At 66.0% G+C, this 18,008-nt stretch carries 8 protein-coding genes; all 8 read left to right on the top strand.

Features of this window, described 5'->3' with window-relative positions:
• The first annotated feature begins 246 nt into the window (after window positions 1-246).
• The gene (locus ACPPVV_RS01005) at window positions 247-9,039 is read left to right on the top strand and encodes a YDG domain-containing protein (RefSeq protein ID WP_426701625.1); all 8,793 of its coding nucleotides are present in this window, start codon (window positions 247-249) and stop codon (window positions 9,037-9,039) included.
• Between the two features lie 6 nt (window positions 9,040-9,045).
• On the top strand, window positions 9,046-10,692 hold the full coding sequence (locus tag ACPPVV_RS01000) for a ShlB/FhaC/HecB family hemolysin secretion/activation protein (RefSeq protein ID WP_426701624.1): 1,647 nt from the start codon (window positions 9,046-9,048) through the stop codon (window positions 10,690-10,692).
• A 700-nt stretch (window positions 10,693-11,392) separates the two neighbouring features.
• Window positions 11,393-12,082 carry a response regulator gene (locus ACPPVV_RS00995; protein WP_426701623.1) on the top strand — a complete coding sequence of 230 codons (690 nt, stop codon included), beginning with the start codon at window positions 11,393-11,395 and terminating at the stop codon, window positions 12,080-12,082.
• Window positions 12,079-13,494 carry a sensor histidine kinase gene (locus ACPPVV_RS00990; protein ID WP_426701622.1) on the top strand — a complete coding sequence of 472 codons (1,416 nt, stop codon included), beginning with the start codon at window positions 12,079-12,081 and terminating at the stop codon, window positions 13,492-13,494. The genes ACPPVV_RS00995 and ACPPVV_RS00990 overlap by 4 nt, the downstream gene beginning before the upstream one ends.
• A 155-nt stretch (window positions 13,495-13,649) precedes the next feature.
• A complete protein-coding gene (locus ACPPVV_RS00985) occupies window positions 13,650-15,116 on the top strand; it encodes a TolC family protein (protein WP_426701621.1) in 1,467 nt (488 codons plus the stop codon).
• A complete protein-coding gene (locus tag ACPPVV_RS00980; RefSeq protein ID WP_426701620.1) occupies window positions 15,116-16,246 on the top strand; it encodes an ABC transporter permease in 1,131 nt (376 codons plus the stop codon). The genes ACPPVV_RS00985 and ACPPVV_RS00980 overlap by 1 nt, the downstream gene beginning before the upstream one ends.
• 5 nt (window positions 16,247-16,251) lie before the next feature.
• Window positions 16,252-17,004: an ABC transporter ATP-binding protein gene (locus ACPPVV_RS00975; protein ID WP_426701619.1), complete on the top strand. Its 753-nt coding sequence runs from the start codon at window positions 16,252-16,254 to the stop codon at window positions 17,002-17,004.
• Window positions 17,001-17,981 carry an efflux RND transporter periplasmic adaptor subunit gene (locus ACPPVV_RS00970; protein WP_426701618.1) on the top strand — a complete coding sequence of 327 codons (981 nt, stop codon included), beginning with the start codon at window positions 17,001-17,003 and terminating at the stop codon, window positions 17,979-17,981. Before ACPPVV_RS00975 ends, ACPPVV_RS00970 begins: the two co-directional genes overlap by 4 nt.
• Window positions 17,982-18,008 lie beyond the last annotated feature (27 nt).

Raw genomic sequence — 18,008 nt, 5'->3', positions numbered from 1 at the left:
TTGCCGGGCGTTACGGGTCGAGAGCGCGGTGAAGTCCGGAAAGTGTAATCGGGCGCTTTGGCCTCGACAGACTTTGACAGCATTTGTCAGAAATGAAAGAACCCGCGGGCATCCGGCACTTCCTATCATGCTTTGCATCGTGGGCGAGGCCATGTGCCCTGCTGTTACGCGCCCCGACACCGGCGCCGACGAGAACCGCGGTCATCCATGGCCTCGTCATGTCGCCATCAAAATCAGGGGAAAAGCATGAATCACGTTTACCGCACCGTGTTCAACCGGGCGCTGGGCGTCTGGCAGGTCGCGTCCGAGATCGCCAGCAGCCACGGCAAAAGCCATAGCGGCGGCCATGGCAAAAGCGGCGGCCGGCGGCTCATCCTTCTCCTGCTTCCCCTGTCGGCCTGGATCTCCCTGGCCTGTGCCGCCGACCTGCCCACCGGCGGCACGGTGAGCGCCGGCAGCGGCCGCATCAGCCAGAGTGGCGCGGGCATGACCATCGCCCAGCAGTCGCAGAACCTCGCCATCAACTGGCAGAGCTTCGACATCGGCCGCGATGCCAGCGTCACCTTCGTCCAGCCCAACAGCAGCGCCATCGCCCTCAACCGCGTGCTGGGCACCAACGGCACGCAGATCCTCGGCCAGCTCAAGGCCAACGGCCAGGTGTGGGTGCTCAACCCCAACGGCGTGCTGTTCGGCAGCGGCGCCCAGGTCAGCGTCGGCGGCCTGGTCGCCTCCACGCTCGGCCTGTCCGATGCCGATTTTCTCGCCGGCAAGCACCACTTCACCGGCAACGGCGGCACCGTCACCAACGAGGGCCACATCAGCGCCGGCTACGTGGCCCTGCTCGGCGAACAGGTGAAGAACGGCGGCGTCATCGCCGCCCGGCTCGGCACCGCCGCGCTCGCCGCCGGCAACCAGGTCACCCTGGATTTCGCCGGCGACCAGCTGCTCAGCGTGCAGGTGGATGAAGGCGCGCTGCGCGCCCTGGCCGACAACAAGGGTCTGATCCAGGCCGATGGCGGCACCGTGCTGATGACCGCACGCGCCAAAGACGCCCTGCTCGACACCGCCGTCAACAACACCGGCGTCATCCAGGCCCGCACCGTCGGGCACCAGGACGGTCGCATCCTGCTGCTCGGTGACATGGACAGCGGCACTGTCGACGTCGCCGGCACGCTGGACGCCAGCGCGCCCGACGGCGGCAACGGCGGCTTCATCGACACCAGCGCCGCGCACGTCAAGATCGCCAACGACGTCCACGTCACCACCAAGGCCGACAGCGGCAGCAACGGCACCTGGCTGATCGACCCGGTGGACTTCACCGTCGCCGCCAGCGGCGGCGACATGACCGGCGCGGCGGTCAGCAACGCGCTGGCCAACGGCAACTTCATCATCCAGAGCACCACGGGCGGCAGCGGCACCGCCGGCGACATCAACGTCAACGACGCCGTCAGCTGGCATGCCAACACCCTCACGCTCGACGCGCAGAACAACATCAACATCCGCGCGCCGATGAACGGCAGCGGCACCGCCGGCCTGGCGCTGGAATACGGGCAAGCCAACTCCGCTGCGGGCAATACGTCCACCTACAACATCAACGCCCCGGTCAACCTCGCCGCTACCGGCAGCTTCAGCACCAAGCTGGGCAGCGATGGCAGCGCCATCGGCTACACCATCATCACCAGTCTGGGCGCCGCTGGCAGCACCACCGGCACGGATTTGCAGGGCATGGAAGGCAACTGGGGGCGCAACTACGTGCTGGGCGCGGACATCGATGCCAGCGCCACCGCCGGCTGGAATGGCGGCGCAGGTTTCATGCCCATTGCGCAGTCAGATGTCCCGAACGATCAACGATATTTCAGCGGCCGCTTCGACGGCCTCGGCCATGTGATCGACAGGCTCACCGTCAATCGCCCGGACAGCGTCAACATCGGCCTGTTCGGCGCTATCCGGGATACCACCATCGCCAACATCGGCCTGACCAATACGTCGATTTTGGGGCGATTCTATGTTGGCGGTCTGGCCGGACGGACCGGGAACCTCACGGTCGGCAACAGTTACACCACCGGCGCGGTGACCGGCATCAGCGACGTCGGCGGATTGGTGGGGGCCGATATTTATCCGCGTGCCAGCGATGTGCTCCGTCACGTGTATTCCTCGGCTGACGTCACGGCCACGTACGCTGGAACGGGCAACGGCAGTAACAGTGGTGGGGCCGGCGGACTAATAGCGACTGGGGGGAACATCCAGGACAGCTACGCCACCGGGACCGTCACGGGCGGCAACTATGTTGGCGGCCTGGCGGCCAAGATGAGTTATGGCAGCGTGAGCAACAGCTATTTCGCTGGAACCGTGGTGGTTAATGGGATCCCCTATGCGGCCGGCGCCATTATCGGCGGCTCATTCGGCGCCGGATCGACGAATACCTTGACCAATGTGTACTGGAACACCGATACGGTGGGTGCCGGCATCAGCAGCGTCGGCTATGCCTCCCCCAACGAAACCAACGTCGCGGGCCTGACCACGGCGCAGATGCGCGATGCCGCCAATTGGGCCGGCTTTACTTTCACCACCACGCCGGGCAACAGTGGCTGGGTGCTGGTGGACAGCGACAGCGGCCTGAACGGCAGCAACGGCACGGTGCTGCCCATGCTCGCCTCCGAGTGGTCCAGCGTGGTGCGCAACGCCCACCAGTTGCAACTGATGGAGCTGGACAAGAGCGCCAGCTATACCCTGGCCAACGACATCGACGCCAGCGCCACCGACGGCAGCAGCAGCGCAGGCGCGCATGACGTGTGGATGGGTAGCAGCTTTGCTCCCATCGGCGGATGGGGGAGGTTCGGGGGCAACTTCGACGGACTGGGCCACAAGATCGATCGCCTGACCATCAATCGCCCCGATACCGATTATGTGGGCCTCTTCGGTGCGATTTCGAATAGCCGCTTGATCAATGTCGGACTGACCAACGTCACGATCATCGGCAACTCGGATGTAGGCGGGCTGGTGGGCCTCGCAACAGCCAGCATCATCGACAACGCCTACGTCGAGGGCGGTACTGTATCCGGCGCAACGCTCAGCTCTCAAAACCGCGACGTGGGTGGTCTGGCCGGCGGCTTTTCTGGGACGATCGACCATTCCCATGCAACGGTCGATGTCAGCGGCTACGGTCTTGTCGGTGGCCTGGTGGGGCAGTTGGGTCGATTCAACGACTCCGGTGGATTTACTTCCTACCTCAGAAACTCTTACGCGACCGGCAAGGTGAACGCCAAAACAACGGGCGGCGGCTTGGCGGGAGCCACCGCCGCCTATCTCTACAATGTGTATGCCACAGGAGATGTTGCCGGGGGCGGCTATTATGCCGGCGCCTATCTCGGTGGCCTGATTGGCGAAATGACCGCGCCGGATGTGGCGGACGCTAGTAATTCCAGCTACCTCTTCGGCGCCTATGCGACCGGCAATGTGACGTCCACGGAAGCGAATGCCAAGGGCTCCTACGTTGGCGGGCTGGTGGGATGGGCCGTGTGTAGCTACTGCGGCCTGGATAGCGTTTTTGCCACAGGCAATGTGACAGGAAGTTTCAATGTCGGCGGCCTGTTCGGCGATGTCAGCGGCACTACGATAATCATCCGAAACGCCTACGCGAAGGACGGGACGGTGACAGGTGTCTACGCTGTCGGCGGGCTGATCGGGCAAGTCGAACAGTCTGTGGCGCTGTACAACGTGTGGGCAGCTAACGGCTTGCTTACGTCGACGGAAGACAACTCAAGGGCGGGAGGTCTGGTCGGCTCAGCGAACCGCATTGATGGTCTACTGGGTTTGGAGATCAATGGCGTCTGGAACAAGGACACGTCAGGCGCACAGTATCTGTGGGGTAAAAATCATTTCTTCGATGAAGGTAGTAACAGTACCCAGGGCGCCGCAACGACGGCACAGATGATGCAGAAGGCGGTATACGAGGACCCCTACAACAATTTCTATATGGATGGTCCATTTTGGGGTGGCGTCGCCATCCTGACGGATGGTACCGCCACGACGGCTTACGACCCCACCGGCAACCCTAGTTTCAACGCCTTCCGCATGTACGAAGGGAAGACCTACCCGTTGCTGCGCTTCTTCCTGACGCCGCTTGTCGTCAGTGCCACGCCGGATTACGACGGGTCGGGCGCGGCCATGGGCAATATCGGCAGTGCGACGTTTACCAATGCGCCCAGCGGGGCGCACATCCTCGGCACCGGCTCGGTCATCCAGGGTTCCACGCTGACCCTGGGCAGCACGCAAGACGGCAGCTACACCGCCACCACCGACAGTCGCGTCACCGGTCTGTATACCGACTCCCAGTTCGGGTACGACTTCATCACCGGCAGCAGTATCCGCACCATCAGCACCCCGGGCAGCACGGCGGGTGAAGTGCAGTTGCCGACGTCGGTGACATGGAGCAGCGGTACGCTGGTCATCGACACCCAGGGCGCCATCACCACCGTAGGCGCCAACGGCGCCAACAACACGGCCATCGATGGCCCGGCCCTGTGGCTGAACCATGGCACCTGGCGTCAGAACAGCAGCACCCTGGCCGGCTTCTCGGTGAGCGATTTCCGCCTGGGCAACGGCAACTTCCTGCGCGCCATCGGCGGCAACGGCGACGAAGACGATCCTTACCGGCTGACCGACCTCTACGGCCTGCAGGGCATGGCCTCGGCCGATTACCTCGGCAACAGCTTCGTGCTGGTCAATGACATCGCCGCCGGCGCCACGGCGGGTTGGAACGGCGGCGCCGGCTTCGTGCCGGTGGGCAACGGCACGACGGCCTTCACCGGCAACTTCGACGGCGCGGGCCATACCATCAGCGACCTGAGGATCTCGCGCAGCGGAGCCAACTACGTGGGCCTGTTCGGCCAGGCCGTGGGCGGCAGCCTTGGCAACGTCACATTGGGCAATGCCAATGTGCAGGGAGGCGAGAACGTGGGCATGTTCGCTGGCGGGATCGGCAGCGGTACCGTGATCAAGAATGTCCAGGTCGATGGGACGATCACGGTAAACCAGAGCATCGGTGGCGGTGGCGGTAACATCGGCGGCGGCCTTGTCGGCAGCAGCAATGGCCGCATCATCGACAGCCGCGCCAGCGGTACGGTCACGGTAGATGGTGCCCATGCCGGTGGTCTGGTGGGATGGAGCGACGGTACGGGCATCAGCGGCAGTTCCGCTGACGTCACGGTCCACGGCGGCATCTATGTGGGCGGCCTGGCGGGCGAAGCGGATGACGCCGTGGATGACAGCTACGCCACCGGCACTGTTACCGCCCAAGGGCAGAACTTCGCCTACCTGGACAGCTATGCAGGCGGCCTGATCGGCTATGCCGGTGCGGCAGCGGCGGTCAGCAACAGCTACGCCACGGGCAGCGTGACCGTCTCGCATGGCAGCAAGGTCGGCGGCCTGATCGGCGAGGCCCATGCCGCCATCACCGACAGCTACGCGACGGGAGCGGTCAGCGGCTATGCCTACGTCGGCGGGCTGGTGGGCGCGACAACTGCCGTGATCGCCGACAGCCATGCCACTGGCGCGGTGCAGGGCAGCAGCACCAACGGCGGCAAGGAGGATCCCGTCCCCAATGCCAGCGCCTGCATAAGCACGGGTCCCGGCTGCGTGGGCGGGCTGGCCGGTAACAGCAGCGCCGACATCACCAACAGCTACGCCACGGGCAACGTGACCGGTACGGCAGTAGGCCCGCTCCCGGGCACCACGACCCGTGCCCCTGACGCGCAGTACATCGGCGGGCTGGTCGGGTGGCAAGAGGACGGCACCATCAGCAACAGTTTCGCCATCGGTGACGTGAAGGGCTTCAGGTACGCAGGCGGCCTTGTCGGCTGGGCCAACGCCACCATCGCCAACACCTATGCCACGGGCGATGTGACGTCATCGGATTTTTACAGTTATAGCGGCGGCCTGGTGGGCTACCTGAGCAACGGAGCGGTCACGACCAGTTACGCCACCGGCGCTGTCGCCAACACGTCCGGCGCGCCCAATGACTTCAACTATTTGGGCGGCCTGGTGGGCGTGTTCGACATCGAGTCCGGCGTGCCGACCGGCAGCGTAAGCGACAGCTTTTTCGCCACCACCGATGCCGACGGCAACGCCATCAATACCGGCTTGAGCGGCAACACCCACGGCACGGGCAAGACGCTGGCCGAACTCCGGCAGGCGGCCACCTTCGCCGGTTGGGACATGTCCGCCAACGGCGGCAGCGGTGCCGTCTGGCGCATCTACGAGGGCGATACCTCACCGCTGCTGCGCAGCTTCATGACCGCGGTGACGGTGAGCGCCGATCCCAGCGGCGGCAAGACTTACGACGGCAACATCGCCAGCGGCGGTTACACCACCAGCGTTCCGGTGGACCCCAGCCTGCTGCTGGGCTCGCTCAGTTACAGCACCAACGGCGCCGACGCCGGCACCTACCGCACGGCTGACGGCAGCCTTCACGTCGTCGGCTCGCTGCATTCCGGCCAGTTCGGCTATGACATCGCCTACAGCGGCGACAACGAGCTGACCATCGCCAAGGCCGATGCCACCGTCACCGCCAACAGCACCACGGTGGGCTACGACGGCCAGGCTCAGAGCGTGTCCGGCTACACCGTCACGGGTCTGGTGAACGATGAAACCGCCAGCGTACTGGACAGCTTGAGCGAGTCCGGCGGCGCCGGCACGAATGCCAGCAGCTACGCTCACACGGTGGGCGGCAGCGACAACAACTACAACCTCATCTTCGTCGAGGGCAGCCTGACCATCGACAAGGCCAGCCTCACCGTCAGCACCGGCGACGTCAGCAAGACCTACGACGGCAGTACCGACGCCGATGGCGCGCTGGTCATCACCGGCGGCCAGCTGTTCGGCGACGACACCCTCGGCGGCGGCCGCTTTGCCTTCACCGACAAGAATGCGGGCACGGGCAAGACCGTGACCGTCTCCGGCGCAACGCTGGACGACGGCAACGGCGGCGGCAACTACGACATCCACTACACCGACAACACCGGCAGCAGCATCGACCAGAAGGCGCTGACCATCAGCGGCACGACGGCCGCTGGCAAAACCTACGACGGCACGACAACGGCCGGCATCACCGCCGGCACGCTGGATGGCCTGGTTGGCAGCGAAACCCTGGGCGTCACCGCCAGCGGCGACTTCGACAGCAGGAACGCCGGCAGCCGCACGGCCACCGCGCATTACGCGCTGGCCGATGGCGGCAACGACAGCCTGGCCTCGAACTACACGCTGGCCGACACCAGCGGCCACGCGGCAACCATCGCCAAGGCGGCGCTCGCGGTCGGCACCGGCAACGTGAGCAAGACCTACGACGGCACGACCAGCGCCAACGGCACGGCCACGGTGATCGGCGGCACGCTGTTCGGCAACGACGCGCTCGACGGCGGCCACTTCGCCTTCACCGAAAAGAACGCGGGCACCGGCAAGACGGTCACCGTCGCCGGCGTGACGGTGGACGACGGCAACAGCGGCGGCAACTACGACGTCAGCTATATCAACAACACCGACAGCACCATCGACCAGAAAGTGCTGGCCATCAACGGCACCCTCGCCAACGACAAGACCTACGACGGCACGACAACGGCCGGCATCACCGCCGGCACGCTGAATGGCCTGGTTGGCAGCGAAACCCTGGGTGTCACCGCCACCGGCGACTTCGACAGCAGGAACGCCGGCAGCCGCACGGCCACCGCGCATTACGCGCTGGGCGACGGCGGCAACGGCGGCCTGGCGGCGAACTACACGTTGGCCGACACCAGCGGCCATGCCGCCACCATCGACAAGGCCAGCCTCACCGTCAGCACCAGCGACGTCAGCAAGACCTACGACGGCAATACCGACGCCGATGGCACGCTGGTCATCACCGGCGGCCAGCTGTTCGGCGACGACGCACTCGGCGGCGGCCACTTCGCCTTCACCGACAAGAACGCGGGCACGGGCAAGACCGTGGCCGTCTCCGGCGCGACGCTGGACGACGGCAACCATGGTGATAACTACAACATCGACTACGCCAACAACACCCGCAGCAGCATCGACAAGAAGATGCTGGCCATCAGCGGCACCATTGCTGCCGGCAAGACCTACGACGGTACCGCCACGGCCGACATCACCTCCGGCGCGCTGACTGGCCTGGTGGACGATGAAACGCTGGAGGTCGCCGCCACCGGCGAGTTCGACAGCAAGAACGCCGGCGACCGCACCGCCATCGCGCATTACACGCTCGGCGACGGCGGCAACGGCGGCCTGGCCTCGAACTACACCTTGGCCGACACCACCGGCCACGCGGCGACCATCGCCAAGGCGGCACTCACGGTCGGCACCGGCAACGTAAGCAAGACCTATGACGGCACGACCGGCGCCAACGGCACGGCCACGGTGATCGGCGGCACGCTGTTCGGCAACGACGCGCTCGACGGCGGCCACTTCGCCTTCGCCGACAAGAACGCCGGCACCAACAAGACGGTCACCGTCGCCGGCGTGAAGGTGGACGACGGCAACGGCGGTGGCAACTACGACGTGACCTACGCCGCCAACACCGCCAGCACCATCGACCGCGCCCTGCTCGCCATCACCGGCAGCTTCGGTGCCGCCAGCAAGCTCCATGACGGCACCACCGATGCCAGCATCGACCGCAACGCACTCGGACTCGACGGCATCATCGCGGGCGACTCGGTGGCGGCGAACTGGGACGCGACCTTCAACGATGCCGCCGTCGGAAAGGGCAAGACCGTCACGCTGGATGGAACCCTGCTCGCCGGCGACGACAACATGAACTATGTCCTCAGCCTGGCCGGCGCACCGACCGCCACCGCCGACATCCTGCAATTTGCGGTCCCGGCAGTGCAGGGCGAGGGCTATGCCGGCGCGACGGCTTCAGCCCATGCCAGCGACACGGCGCTGGCCTTGCTCCCGGCGCGCAAGGCGGATCCGGCCTCGGGCCTTCCCGATCTCGTGGTGCTGCAGTGTGGTCAGAACCTTCCCGCCCTCCTGACCAAAGATTGCCGATAAATGTCCATGAAGAAGAAAGCCTCCTGCCTGCTCGCGGGTCTATGCCTGTCGCCGTTGACCGTCCTGGCGCAAACGGCGCCCACCGCCGGCCAGATCCTGCAACAGGTCACGCCACCCCCGTCCCTGCCGACAGCGAAGGCGCCACCCACCGTCATCGAGGAACCGTTGGCGACGGCCCGCGGCGGCAGCGAGCGCGTGCCGGTCGGCAGCATTCGTTTCAGCGGCAATACGGTGTTCCCGGAAGCGGTACTGCAAGGTGTGATTGCCGGCAGCGTCGACAAGAGCATGAGCCTGGACGCGCTGGATGCCCTCGCCCTGCGGGTGACGCACTATTACCGGGAGCATGGCTACCTGGTGGCACGTGCCTACCTGCCGGCGCAGGACATCAGTACCGGCGTGGTGACCATCGCCGTGCTCGAAGGCCGGATCGGCCGGGTGGCACTGAACAACCCGGCCGGTATCGCAGGCAATGCGACGTCGCCGATCCACCGCCTCCAGCCCGGCGAGGCGGTCAGCAACCAGGCCCTGGGCAGCGCCCTGCTGAGCCTGGCAGACCTGCCGGGCGTCGCCGTGAAATCCACCCTGCGACCCGGCGCCGCCGTCGGTACGTCCGATTTCATGGTCGACCTGCTGCCTGCCGATCCTCTGCAGGGCAGCGTCGACCTGGACAACTTCGGCAACCGCTATATCGGTGCCGAACGCCTGGGTGCCAGCCTGTATTGGAACAACCCCGCGAAGCTGGGCGATCAGCTCAGCCTGCGCGCGCAGAGCAGCGCGGGAGATTACCGTTACGGGCGCCTCGGCTACCAGGTGCCGTTCGGCCCCTACGCCACCCGCGTCGGCGCCGCCTGGTCCACGATGCGCTACGAACTCGGCAAGGAGTTCTCCAGCCTCGATGCCAGCGGCCGGGCCGATGTCGGCAGCTTCTACGTACAGCAACCCTTGCTGCGCAGCCGACGGGCCAGCTGGTACGCCTCGCTGCAGTACGACGACAAACGCCTGCAGGACGATATCGGCGCGACGACGACGCACAGCCGCCGGACGCTGCACAACGGCACGCTCAGCGTCTATGGCAACTTCGTGGACGCCTTGGGCGGCGGCGCCAGCAACAGCGTAAATCTGGGCTATACGCGCGGCGATCTCGGTCTCGACGTCGCCAGCGAACAGATCGACCGGCTCAGCGCGCGCAGCAGTGGCGGCTTCGGCAAATGGCTGCTGTCCTACCAGCGCCAGCAGCGCCTGCCCGGCAGCTGGATGCTTACGCTCGATGCCAGTGCCCAGTGGGCGGAGCAGAACCTGGACTCGTCGGAGAAGATGACGCTGGGTGGCTCCTCCGGCGTGCGCGCCTATCCGCAGGGCGAGGCGACGGGCGACAGCGGCTACGTCGCCAATCTCGAATTGCACCATCCCGTGTCAGGCGGGCTGGAGGCGTTCGGCTTTTACGACGAGGGCCGCGTACGCATCAACCACACCACCTGGGCGGGGGTGGGCGACAACCATCGCCGCCTGGCCGGATACGGTATCGGTGCCGTATATCTCCAGGCGCCGTTCAGCGTCCAGGCGTTTGCGGCATGGAAGGCCGGCACCGGCGATCCCAGCTCGGATGTGGATCGCAGCCCCCGCGTGTGGGTGCAGGTCGCTTTCCAGTTCTAGGAAACGTTCCCTTGAAAGAAAGAGCCCACTCCGTCTATCGAGGACGGCCGACCTCAGCTTGAAGAAGCCCTTCTCGATGCCCGAGAGTCTTGCGCAGTCGCTCGAAGCGGCTACAGCTGGATGATTGCCCCGTCCAGATCGGCGCATGAGCGGCGGTGTCGGCCATTGTGGTCGGAGAGCCCGAACGGAATGATTCTCCGGACGCTTTTGACGGGTGCAAGGCAAGCTGACCGCCTTCTTCAGAGGAACGATGTCAGCTGCTCGTGGGTTCGACATCACGACGCGCGATGAACTCGTCGCATCACATCGCCCTTGACCCGAGCGACAACGACTGGCCAGGAGCTGCCCTCGTCTTCCAGGCTTCGGTGGCCTCGCAGTCGCTACAGCCATGCATCCGTTAGCCACGAACCCATAAGATGTCCGCAATGACATTTTTTGGTCTCCACGCCGCGGACACCCCATGGTTCAGTCCTCGAGCAAGGCAGTCTCGTTCGTCGACTGGGCAGGCTGCGCGACCGCACGACAGGCAAGCGGTCAAATCAGGTCTGCGACGACCGTTTGATTAACGGCGAACTGCGCCCGATCGCCGTTGTCTGAATGGCGCGGAGCCAAAATCACGTGTTTCCATCCTTGAACGTGTATGTCGGGACGGCTTGGCGGGTTCATTCTGTAGCAAATCCACGCGCCATCGAGAATTCACATGCGCATTCTGCTGGCCGAAGACGACCTCTCCATCGCTGAGGGCATCTGCGCCTCGCTGCGACATGGCGGGCACGCAGTGGATCACGTCGCCGGCGGAAATCTTGCCGATGCTGCCCTGCATGATCATGCCTATGACCTGGTGGTGCTGGATCTTGGCTTGCCGGCGATCGACGGCAGCGAGGTGCTGCGTCGTTTGCGCAGCCGTGGTACAGGCATGCCAGTGCTGGTGGTGACGGCCCGTGATGGACTCGCCGAACGCATCCGCGTACTCGACCTGGGCGCCGACGACTACCTGGTGAAACCTTTCGCGCTGGCCGAATTCGAGGCGCGCGTGCGTGCGCTGCTGCGCCGCGCCAGTAGTCAGGGCAAACCGGAAGTCGTACTCGGCCGGCTGCGACTGGATCTGCCGGGCCACCGCGCCTGGATCGACCAAGCTCCGCTCGACCTGACTGCTCGCGAATTCGGCCTGCTGGAAGCGTTGGCACTGCGTGTCGACCGCATCACCAGTCGCACACAGCTGGTCGAGGCACTATGCGACTGGGACCAGGAGCTGACCGACAACGGCCTGGACATCGCAATTCACCGCCTGCGTCGCAAGCTGCATGGCAGTGGCATCGGCGTGCGCACGATCCGCGGGCTGGGCTATCTGCTGGAAGAAACCACCGAGGCCGGAAACATCCCCGCATGACACCGCTTCGCGTACCGCGCACCCGTCCGAGCCTGCGGCGCCGGCTGCTGGTTTTCCTGCTGATCCCGATGATCGCACTGCTGGTCCTGGATGCATTGGTGTCCTATGGCGTGGCGCTGACGTATTCCAATCGCGTGCACGACCGCGACCTGAGTGACGACGCGCTGACACTGGCAAAAATGCTCAGCAACGACAAGCTCGGCAGCGAGCTGACCGCGCAGGCGCGCTTCCTGCTCGAATACGATCCGGACGGCCGCAGCTACTTCACCGTCAGCAGCAGCAAGCACGGCCTGCTGGCCGGCAACGGCCAACTACCGCAACCGGCCCACGTACCGCCGCTCGGCGCCGCGCCAGCGCTTTACGACGTCCAGTTGGCCAGGCATACCCTGCGCACGGCCAGCGTCCACATCGCGGCGCGACGGGATCCTGCCGACAGCCTGATCGTCACCGTCGCCGAGACCCTGCGCGATCGGCACGAGCAGGCACGGGAAATCCTGCTGCTGGCGATCCTGATGCAGACATTGCTGATCGTCTGCGTGTTGTCGCTGGTCTGGTTCGGGGTCAGCCGCGGCCTGCGCGTGCTCGATCCGCTGACAGCCCGCCTGGCCGCCCGTTCGCACGAACTGACTCCGATCGATGGCGCCGACGTGCCACAGGAGATCCAGCCGCTGACGCGCACCATCGATGCCTTGTTCGGCCGTTTGCGCGGCATGCTGGCGCTCCACGACCGCTTCATCGCCGATGCCGCGCATCAGTTGCGCACCCCGTTGACCGGTTTGAGCCTGCATGTCGATCGCGCCCTCGCCGACCCGCGACCGGAAACAGTGGCCGATGCGCTGACCCACATCCAGCGATTGAGCCAGCGCGCCGCGCGCACGTCCTCGCAATTGCTCGCGCTGACCCGTGCGCAGGCGGCGCCGCTGGAAACCGGAGGATCCCGCCTGCTCGACCTGGCCCAACTGATCCCCGAGGCGGTGGCACAGCGCGTTCATGAAGCGATCCGCGCCGGCGTCGATCTCGGTTACGAGGGCAGCGGGCGGGCGCTGCATATCCTCGGCGAAGCGGCCAGCGTGCAGGATCTTTTGGACAACCTGATCGACAACGCCGTGCGCTACGCCGGCCGAGGCAGCGTCATCACGGTCCGCCTGCAGGCGCTGGATGATGGCCGCGCCAGCCTCAGCGTGGAGGACAACGGACCCGGTGTCCCGCCGGATTTGCTGCCGCGGCTGAGCGAGCGCTTCTTCAGGGCCGCCGGCAACAGCGAGGAAGGCAGCGGACTGGGCCTCGCCATCGTCCAGCGCATTGCCGAACGTCACCACGCCGACGTGCTTTATCGCAACGGCACGGAGGCTGGCCTGTGCGTCGAGATTCGATTCCCGCACGCGGGATCGGCCGCTCCCCAGCGAGCATGAAGGCGCTTGACGCCTTAGCCCGACCGGCTCCGCACCTCCGCCCACCCCGACGTCAGGCTAACGAAAGATTCGACCGCGACAATGGCTACCGACCGTCAATCTTGCATGCCGACGCCACCGCCAGCGTCGGACCGTCGCCATGGAAAATGCCTGCCGTGCCATTTCGACTGAACAAGGCAACACCCGGCAACGTTTTGCGCGCGTGCGTGTCTGGCATCCTGCTGCTCGGACTTGCCAGCTGCGCTGCACCATTGCCCAGACTGATGCCGCCGTTGCCCGCGCAATGGCAGCACGCGGCGGCCTCGGATCCGGCAAAATCCACGGACCTGCATGGCTGGTGGCACGCTTTCGCCGATCCCGGCCTCGATGCCGTGGTGGATCGTGCCCTAGCCGGCAACCTCGATGTCGCACAGGCGGTTGAGCGGTTTCGCGCCTCACGCACGCTGCATGCGCGCGCCCGGGAGCGTTACCTGCCGGCGCTGGGCGTACGTACCGAGGACGCCATCGACCCCGATGCCAGCGCCTCGTTCTTCGTCGCCGGTTTCGATGCCACTTGGGAACTGGGCTTGTTCGGTCGCGCCGAAGGCACTCGGCGCGAATCACAGGGCGAACTGGATGCCAGCGCCGCCGACCTGCACGCCGCGCAGGTCAGTCTGGTCGCCGAGGTGGTCCGTGAATGGATCGAGCTGCGTACCGCACAACAGCAAGAACATCTGCTGTTGCAGGTGAGCCAGATTCGCCAGCACGAATGGCAGCTGCAGGATAAACGCCAGCACTTGCAACTGGCGCCACCCATGGCGGTGGATCAGGCGCAGGCAGCGTTCGCGCAGGCGCGCGCTGCGCTGACTTCACCGCGACAGGCGATCAACGCCAGCGCGCAAAAACTGGCCGTCCTGCTCGGCCAGAACCATCCCGATTCGGCGTGGCTGCAGGCCGGCACACCACCACCCGAACTCGGCGCATGGCAGCTCGACGGCGCGCCGGCCGACCTGCTGCGCACGCGGCCGGAAATTGCGCGTGCCGAGGCGGACGTGTTGCGTACCGCCGGCGAACTGGCGCTCACCCACGCCGACATGTTTCCCAGCATCGGCCTCGGTGCATCGATGGTCTGGGCTACCGACATCAACAACAACCGCAAGTTTTCCAGCACACCGAACGGGATTGTGTCAGTGGGCCCGGTCATCAACCTCCCGCTGTTCGACTGGGGCCTGCGGCTAGCCGCCACGCATGCCAAGGATCACGAACTGAAGGCCAGCGTGCTGGCTTATCGGCAGGCCGTGCTGCAGGGCGTGGCCGAAGTGGAGACCGCACTGGGCAGCCTGCAGCAGCAACAGCAGCACGAGGAGCAGAGCAAACTCGCGTGGCTGGCGTTGCAACGCGCCGACCAGGCCACGCAGGTGCGTACCCGGCTGCAGCTGAGCAGCCCGCTTGATCGTGCCGAGAGCGAGATCGCCGCCGACCAGGCCGCCATGGAGCTGGCTGACGCCCGTGCCAGCCACAGCCTCGCCTACGTGGCACTGTTCAAGGCCCTCGGCGGCGCACCGCTGCCGTCGACCGATGCGCGCGAGACTGGATCGATCGCGCCACCCGTGCCCGTCGACCCGAACCAGGCGATCCGCTGATGGTGGCCCTCGCGCGCAAGACGCTGGTCTATGAGTGGCGGCGCTTTCTGCCGGCGATGCTTGCGGTGGGTTTCGCCGGCTTGCTGCAGTTGCTGCAGATCGCCCTGGTGCTGGGCATCTTCGGCAGCACCAGTCTCTACGTCACCGGCTCGTCGGCCGACGTATGGGTGGGTTATCCGGGCACGCAGAGCGTGGGTTTGGGCCGCTCCATCGATGCCGACGTGGAATCGCGCATCCTGATGGATCCGGCAGTGCAGCGCGTCGAGCCGTACTTGTGGGTCGACGGCGACTGGCGCGGGCCGCGCGAAACCGGCGGCGTCTCGGTGTTCGTCTCCGGCATCGACCCGGCCGCCGACGGCCTGATGTTTTCCAAGGCACTGTCGCCGACCCTGCGTGCACGCCTGGCAGAACCCGATGCCATCGTGGTCGACCGTTCGGCGCTGGATCAGCTCGGCGTGGACATCGGACAGACCGCTACCATCAACGGCCAGCGGGTTCGCGTCGTCGGCATCAGCAGCGGCCTGCGTGCACTGGGTGGCGTCAACGTGCTGTGCTCGCTGGATACCGCGCGGCGGCTGGACAACGACCCGACCGACAACGGCCCGACCTACCTCGTCGCCCGGTTGCGCGATCCGACCCAGGCCGACGCCGTGGCCATGCGTCTGCGCGGCAGCCAGTCGTTCGGTCCGTACACTACATGGAGTGCTGCGGATTTCGCCCGCCGCTCGGTCGTCTACTGGCTGTTCGATACCGGTGCCGGTGCCGGTGTGCTGTTTCTGGCCGGCATCGTGTTCCTGGTCGGCGCGGTGATCACCAGCCAGACCCTGATCGCCGCGGTCAACGGCTCGGTGCGCGAATACGCCACCCTCAACGCACTTGGCGTCGGCGTCGGTGCATTGCGCAAGGTGGTGCTGGAGCAGGCCTTCTGGGTCGGTGCGCTGGGCCTGCTCGGCGCCAGCGTGCTCGGCATCGTGCTGATGATGCTGGCGCGCAGCCAGGATGTTCCGGTGGTGCTGAACGTGCCGGCGGCGCTGGCCTGCATCATCCTGGTGATGGGGCTGGCGGCGGTCTCCGGTCTCGCCGCGATGCGCAGCCTGCGCCGTGCCGATCCCGCCACGTTGCTGAGGTAGTCGCGATGCATCCCGCCACCGCCATCGAACAAGTATCGACGCCCGCCCTGCTGGCCGAAGGAGTCAGCAAGGCGTTCACATCCGGCCAGCAGCGCACGCAGGTGCTGGATGGCCTCACGCTGGGCATCGACGCCGGCGAACTGACCCTGATTTCCGGCCCCTCCGGCTGCGGCAAGAGCACCCTGCTGGCGATCCTCAGCGGCCTGCAGAAAGTCGACAGCGGTCGCGTCATGGCGTTGGGCAGCGAACTGGGTCAGCTCGACCTGCGTGCGCTGGAACGCTTTCGCCTGCAACACACCGGCTTCGTGTTCCAGGGCTTCAACCTGTTCCCCGCCCTGAATGCGTTCGAGCAGGTCGAGCTGCCGCTGAACCACATGGGCCTGTCGCGCGACGAGGCCCGCCGCCGTGCGCAGCGATCGCTGGAAGAGGTCGGCCTCGCGCACCGCATGCGCCTGCGGCCGTCCGAACTGTCCGGCGGCGAGAAGCAGCGCGTGGCGATTGCGCGTGCACTGGCCAAGGAACCGGAACTGCTGTTCGCCGACGAACCGACCAGCGCACTGGACGCCGCCAATGGCCAGATGATCATCGACATCCTGCACCGGATCGCGCACACGCATGGCACCACCGTGCTCTGCGTCAGCCATGATCCGCGTCTGGTCGCCCACGCCGATCGCGTACTGGCGATGGAAGACGGCCGCATTCTCAGTGACCGGCGCAATCGCTCGCCGGTTCTCGACAGCAAGGAATTATCGTCATGAAGTCGCCAGCATTCCATCCGCGTAGCGCGATGCGCATTCGGACGGGTGTTCTTGCGCTGTCACTGTGCGGGCTGCTGACGGCGTGTTCGAAACCTGCCGACACGCCACCCGGCTCCGCCGGAACTTCTCCCGCCTACGTTGCCGTGGCACGCGGCAGGATCGATATCGAAGGTGGCTTGCTGAACCTGTCGATGCCGCGCGACGGCATCCTCGCCACGGTTGCCGTGCACGAAGGCGACCAGGTCAGGCAGGGCCAACTGCTGGCCACGCTGGATACCCGGCCAGCCACGCTCGCGGTAGATGCTGCGCAGGCGCAACAGGAGCAGGCGCAGGCACAGCTGAAACTGCTGGCGATCAAGCAGGCCGCGGCGAAACAGCGCGCCGGACGTCTGGCCGAAGCGGTCGCCGCCGGTGCCGGCGACGGCCAGAGCGCCGACGACGCGCATGAGGTAGCGGCGCAACTCGATGCCGAACAGCTAGCCGGTCACGCCGCACTGGACATGGCCAGCCAGAAGCTGGACGAGGCCCGCTACGAACTGAAACAGCGCAGCCTGCTCGCACCGTTCGACGCCGACGTGGTGCAGGTGTCGGCTCAGCCGGGCGCCAGCGTGTCGCCCGCGTCCGGCGCGTTATTCACCTTGTTGCCGCGCAAGCCGCGAATCGTTCGCGCCGAACTCAACGAGAGTTTCGTGGGTTCGGTCAAACCAGGCATGCAGGCCGAGGTGGTGACCAACGGCAGCGGCGACCACTGGAGCGCGCACGTGCTGCGCATCGGCCAGGTCTATGGCCCGACCACGTTGGAGAACGATCCGCAGGTGCGTGCCAATGCGCGCACGGTGGAATGCGTTCTGGCACTTGATCCGCCCAGCCTCGATAAAGGCCGCTCCGATCAAACCGGCAATTTGCGCATCGGCCAGCGCGTGATGGTGCGCTTCGGCGCCGCACCCGCGCCAGCCGCGCCGTCCCCGAAAGGCTGAGGAAACCGCGCCCTGCGATTCTTTCAC

It is taken from the genome of Rhodanobacter sp. Col0626 (assembly GCF_049994385.1).
GTDB lineage: Bacteria > Pseudomonadota > Gammaproteobacteria > Xanthomonadales > Rhodanobacteraceae > Rhodanobacter.
Note: the sequence above shows the minus strand (reverse complement) of the source record. Positions and strands in the feature narration are given on the sequence as shown.

What these genes read in the sequence shown, in the direction of transcription:
- ACPPVV_RS01000 (WP_426701624.1), top strand. Translation starts at nt 9,046, where the DNA reads ATGAAGAAGAAAGCCTCCTGCCTGCTCGCGGGTCTATGCCTGTCGCCG.
- ACPPVV_RS00975 (WP_426701619.1), top strand. Translation starts at nt 16,252, where the DNA reads ATGCATCCCGCCACCGCCATCGAACAAGTATCGACGCCCGCCCTGCTG.
- ACPPVV_RS01005 (WP_426701625.1), top strand. Translation starts at nt 247, where the DNA reads ATGAATCACGTTTACCGCACCGTGTTCAACCGGGCGCTGGGCGTCTGG.
- ACPPVV_RS00990 (WP_426701622.1), top strand. Translation starts at nt 12,079, where the DNA reads ATGACACCGCTTCGCGTACCGCGCACCCGTCCGAGCCTGCGGCGCCGG.
- ACPPVV_RS00970 (WP_426701618.1), top strand. Translation starts at nt 17,001, where the DNA reads ATGAAGTCGCCAGCATTCCATCCGCGTAGCGCGATGCGCATTCGGACG.
- ACPPVV_RS00980 (WP_426701620.1), top strand. Translation starts at nt 15,116, where the DNA reads ATGGTGGCCCTCGCGCGCAAGACGCTGGTCTATGAGTGGCGGCGCTTT.
- ACPPVV_RS00995 (WP_426701623.1), top strand. Translation starts at nt 11,393, where the DNA reads ATGCGCATTCTGCTGGCCGAAGACGACCTCTCCATCGCTGAGGGCATC.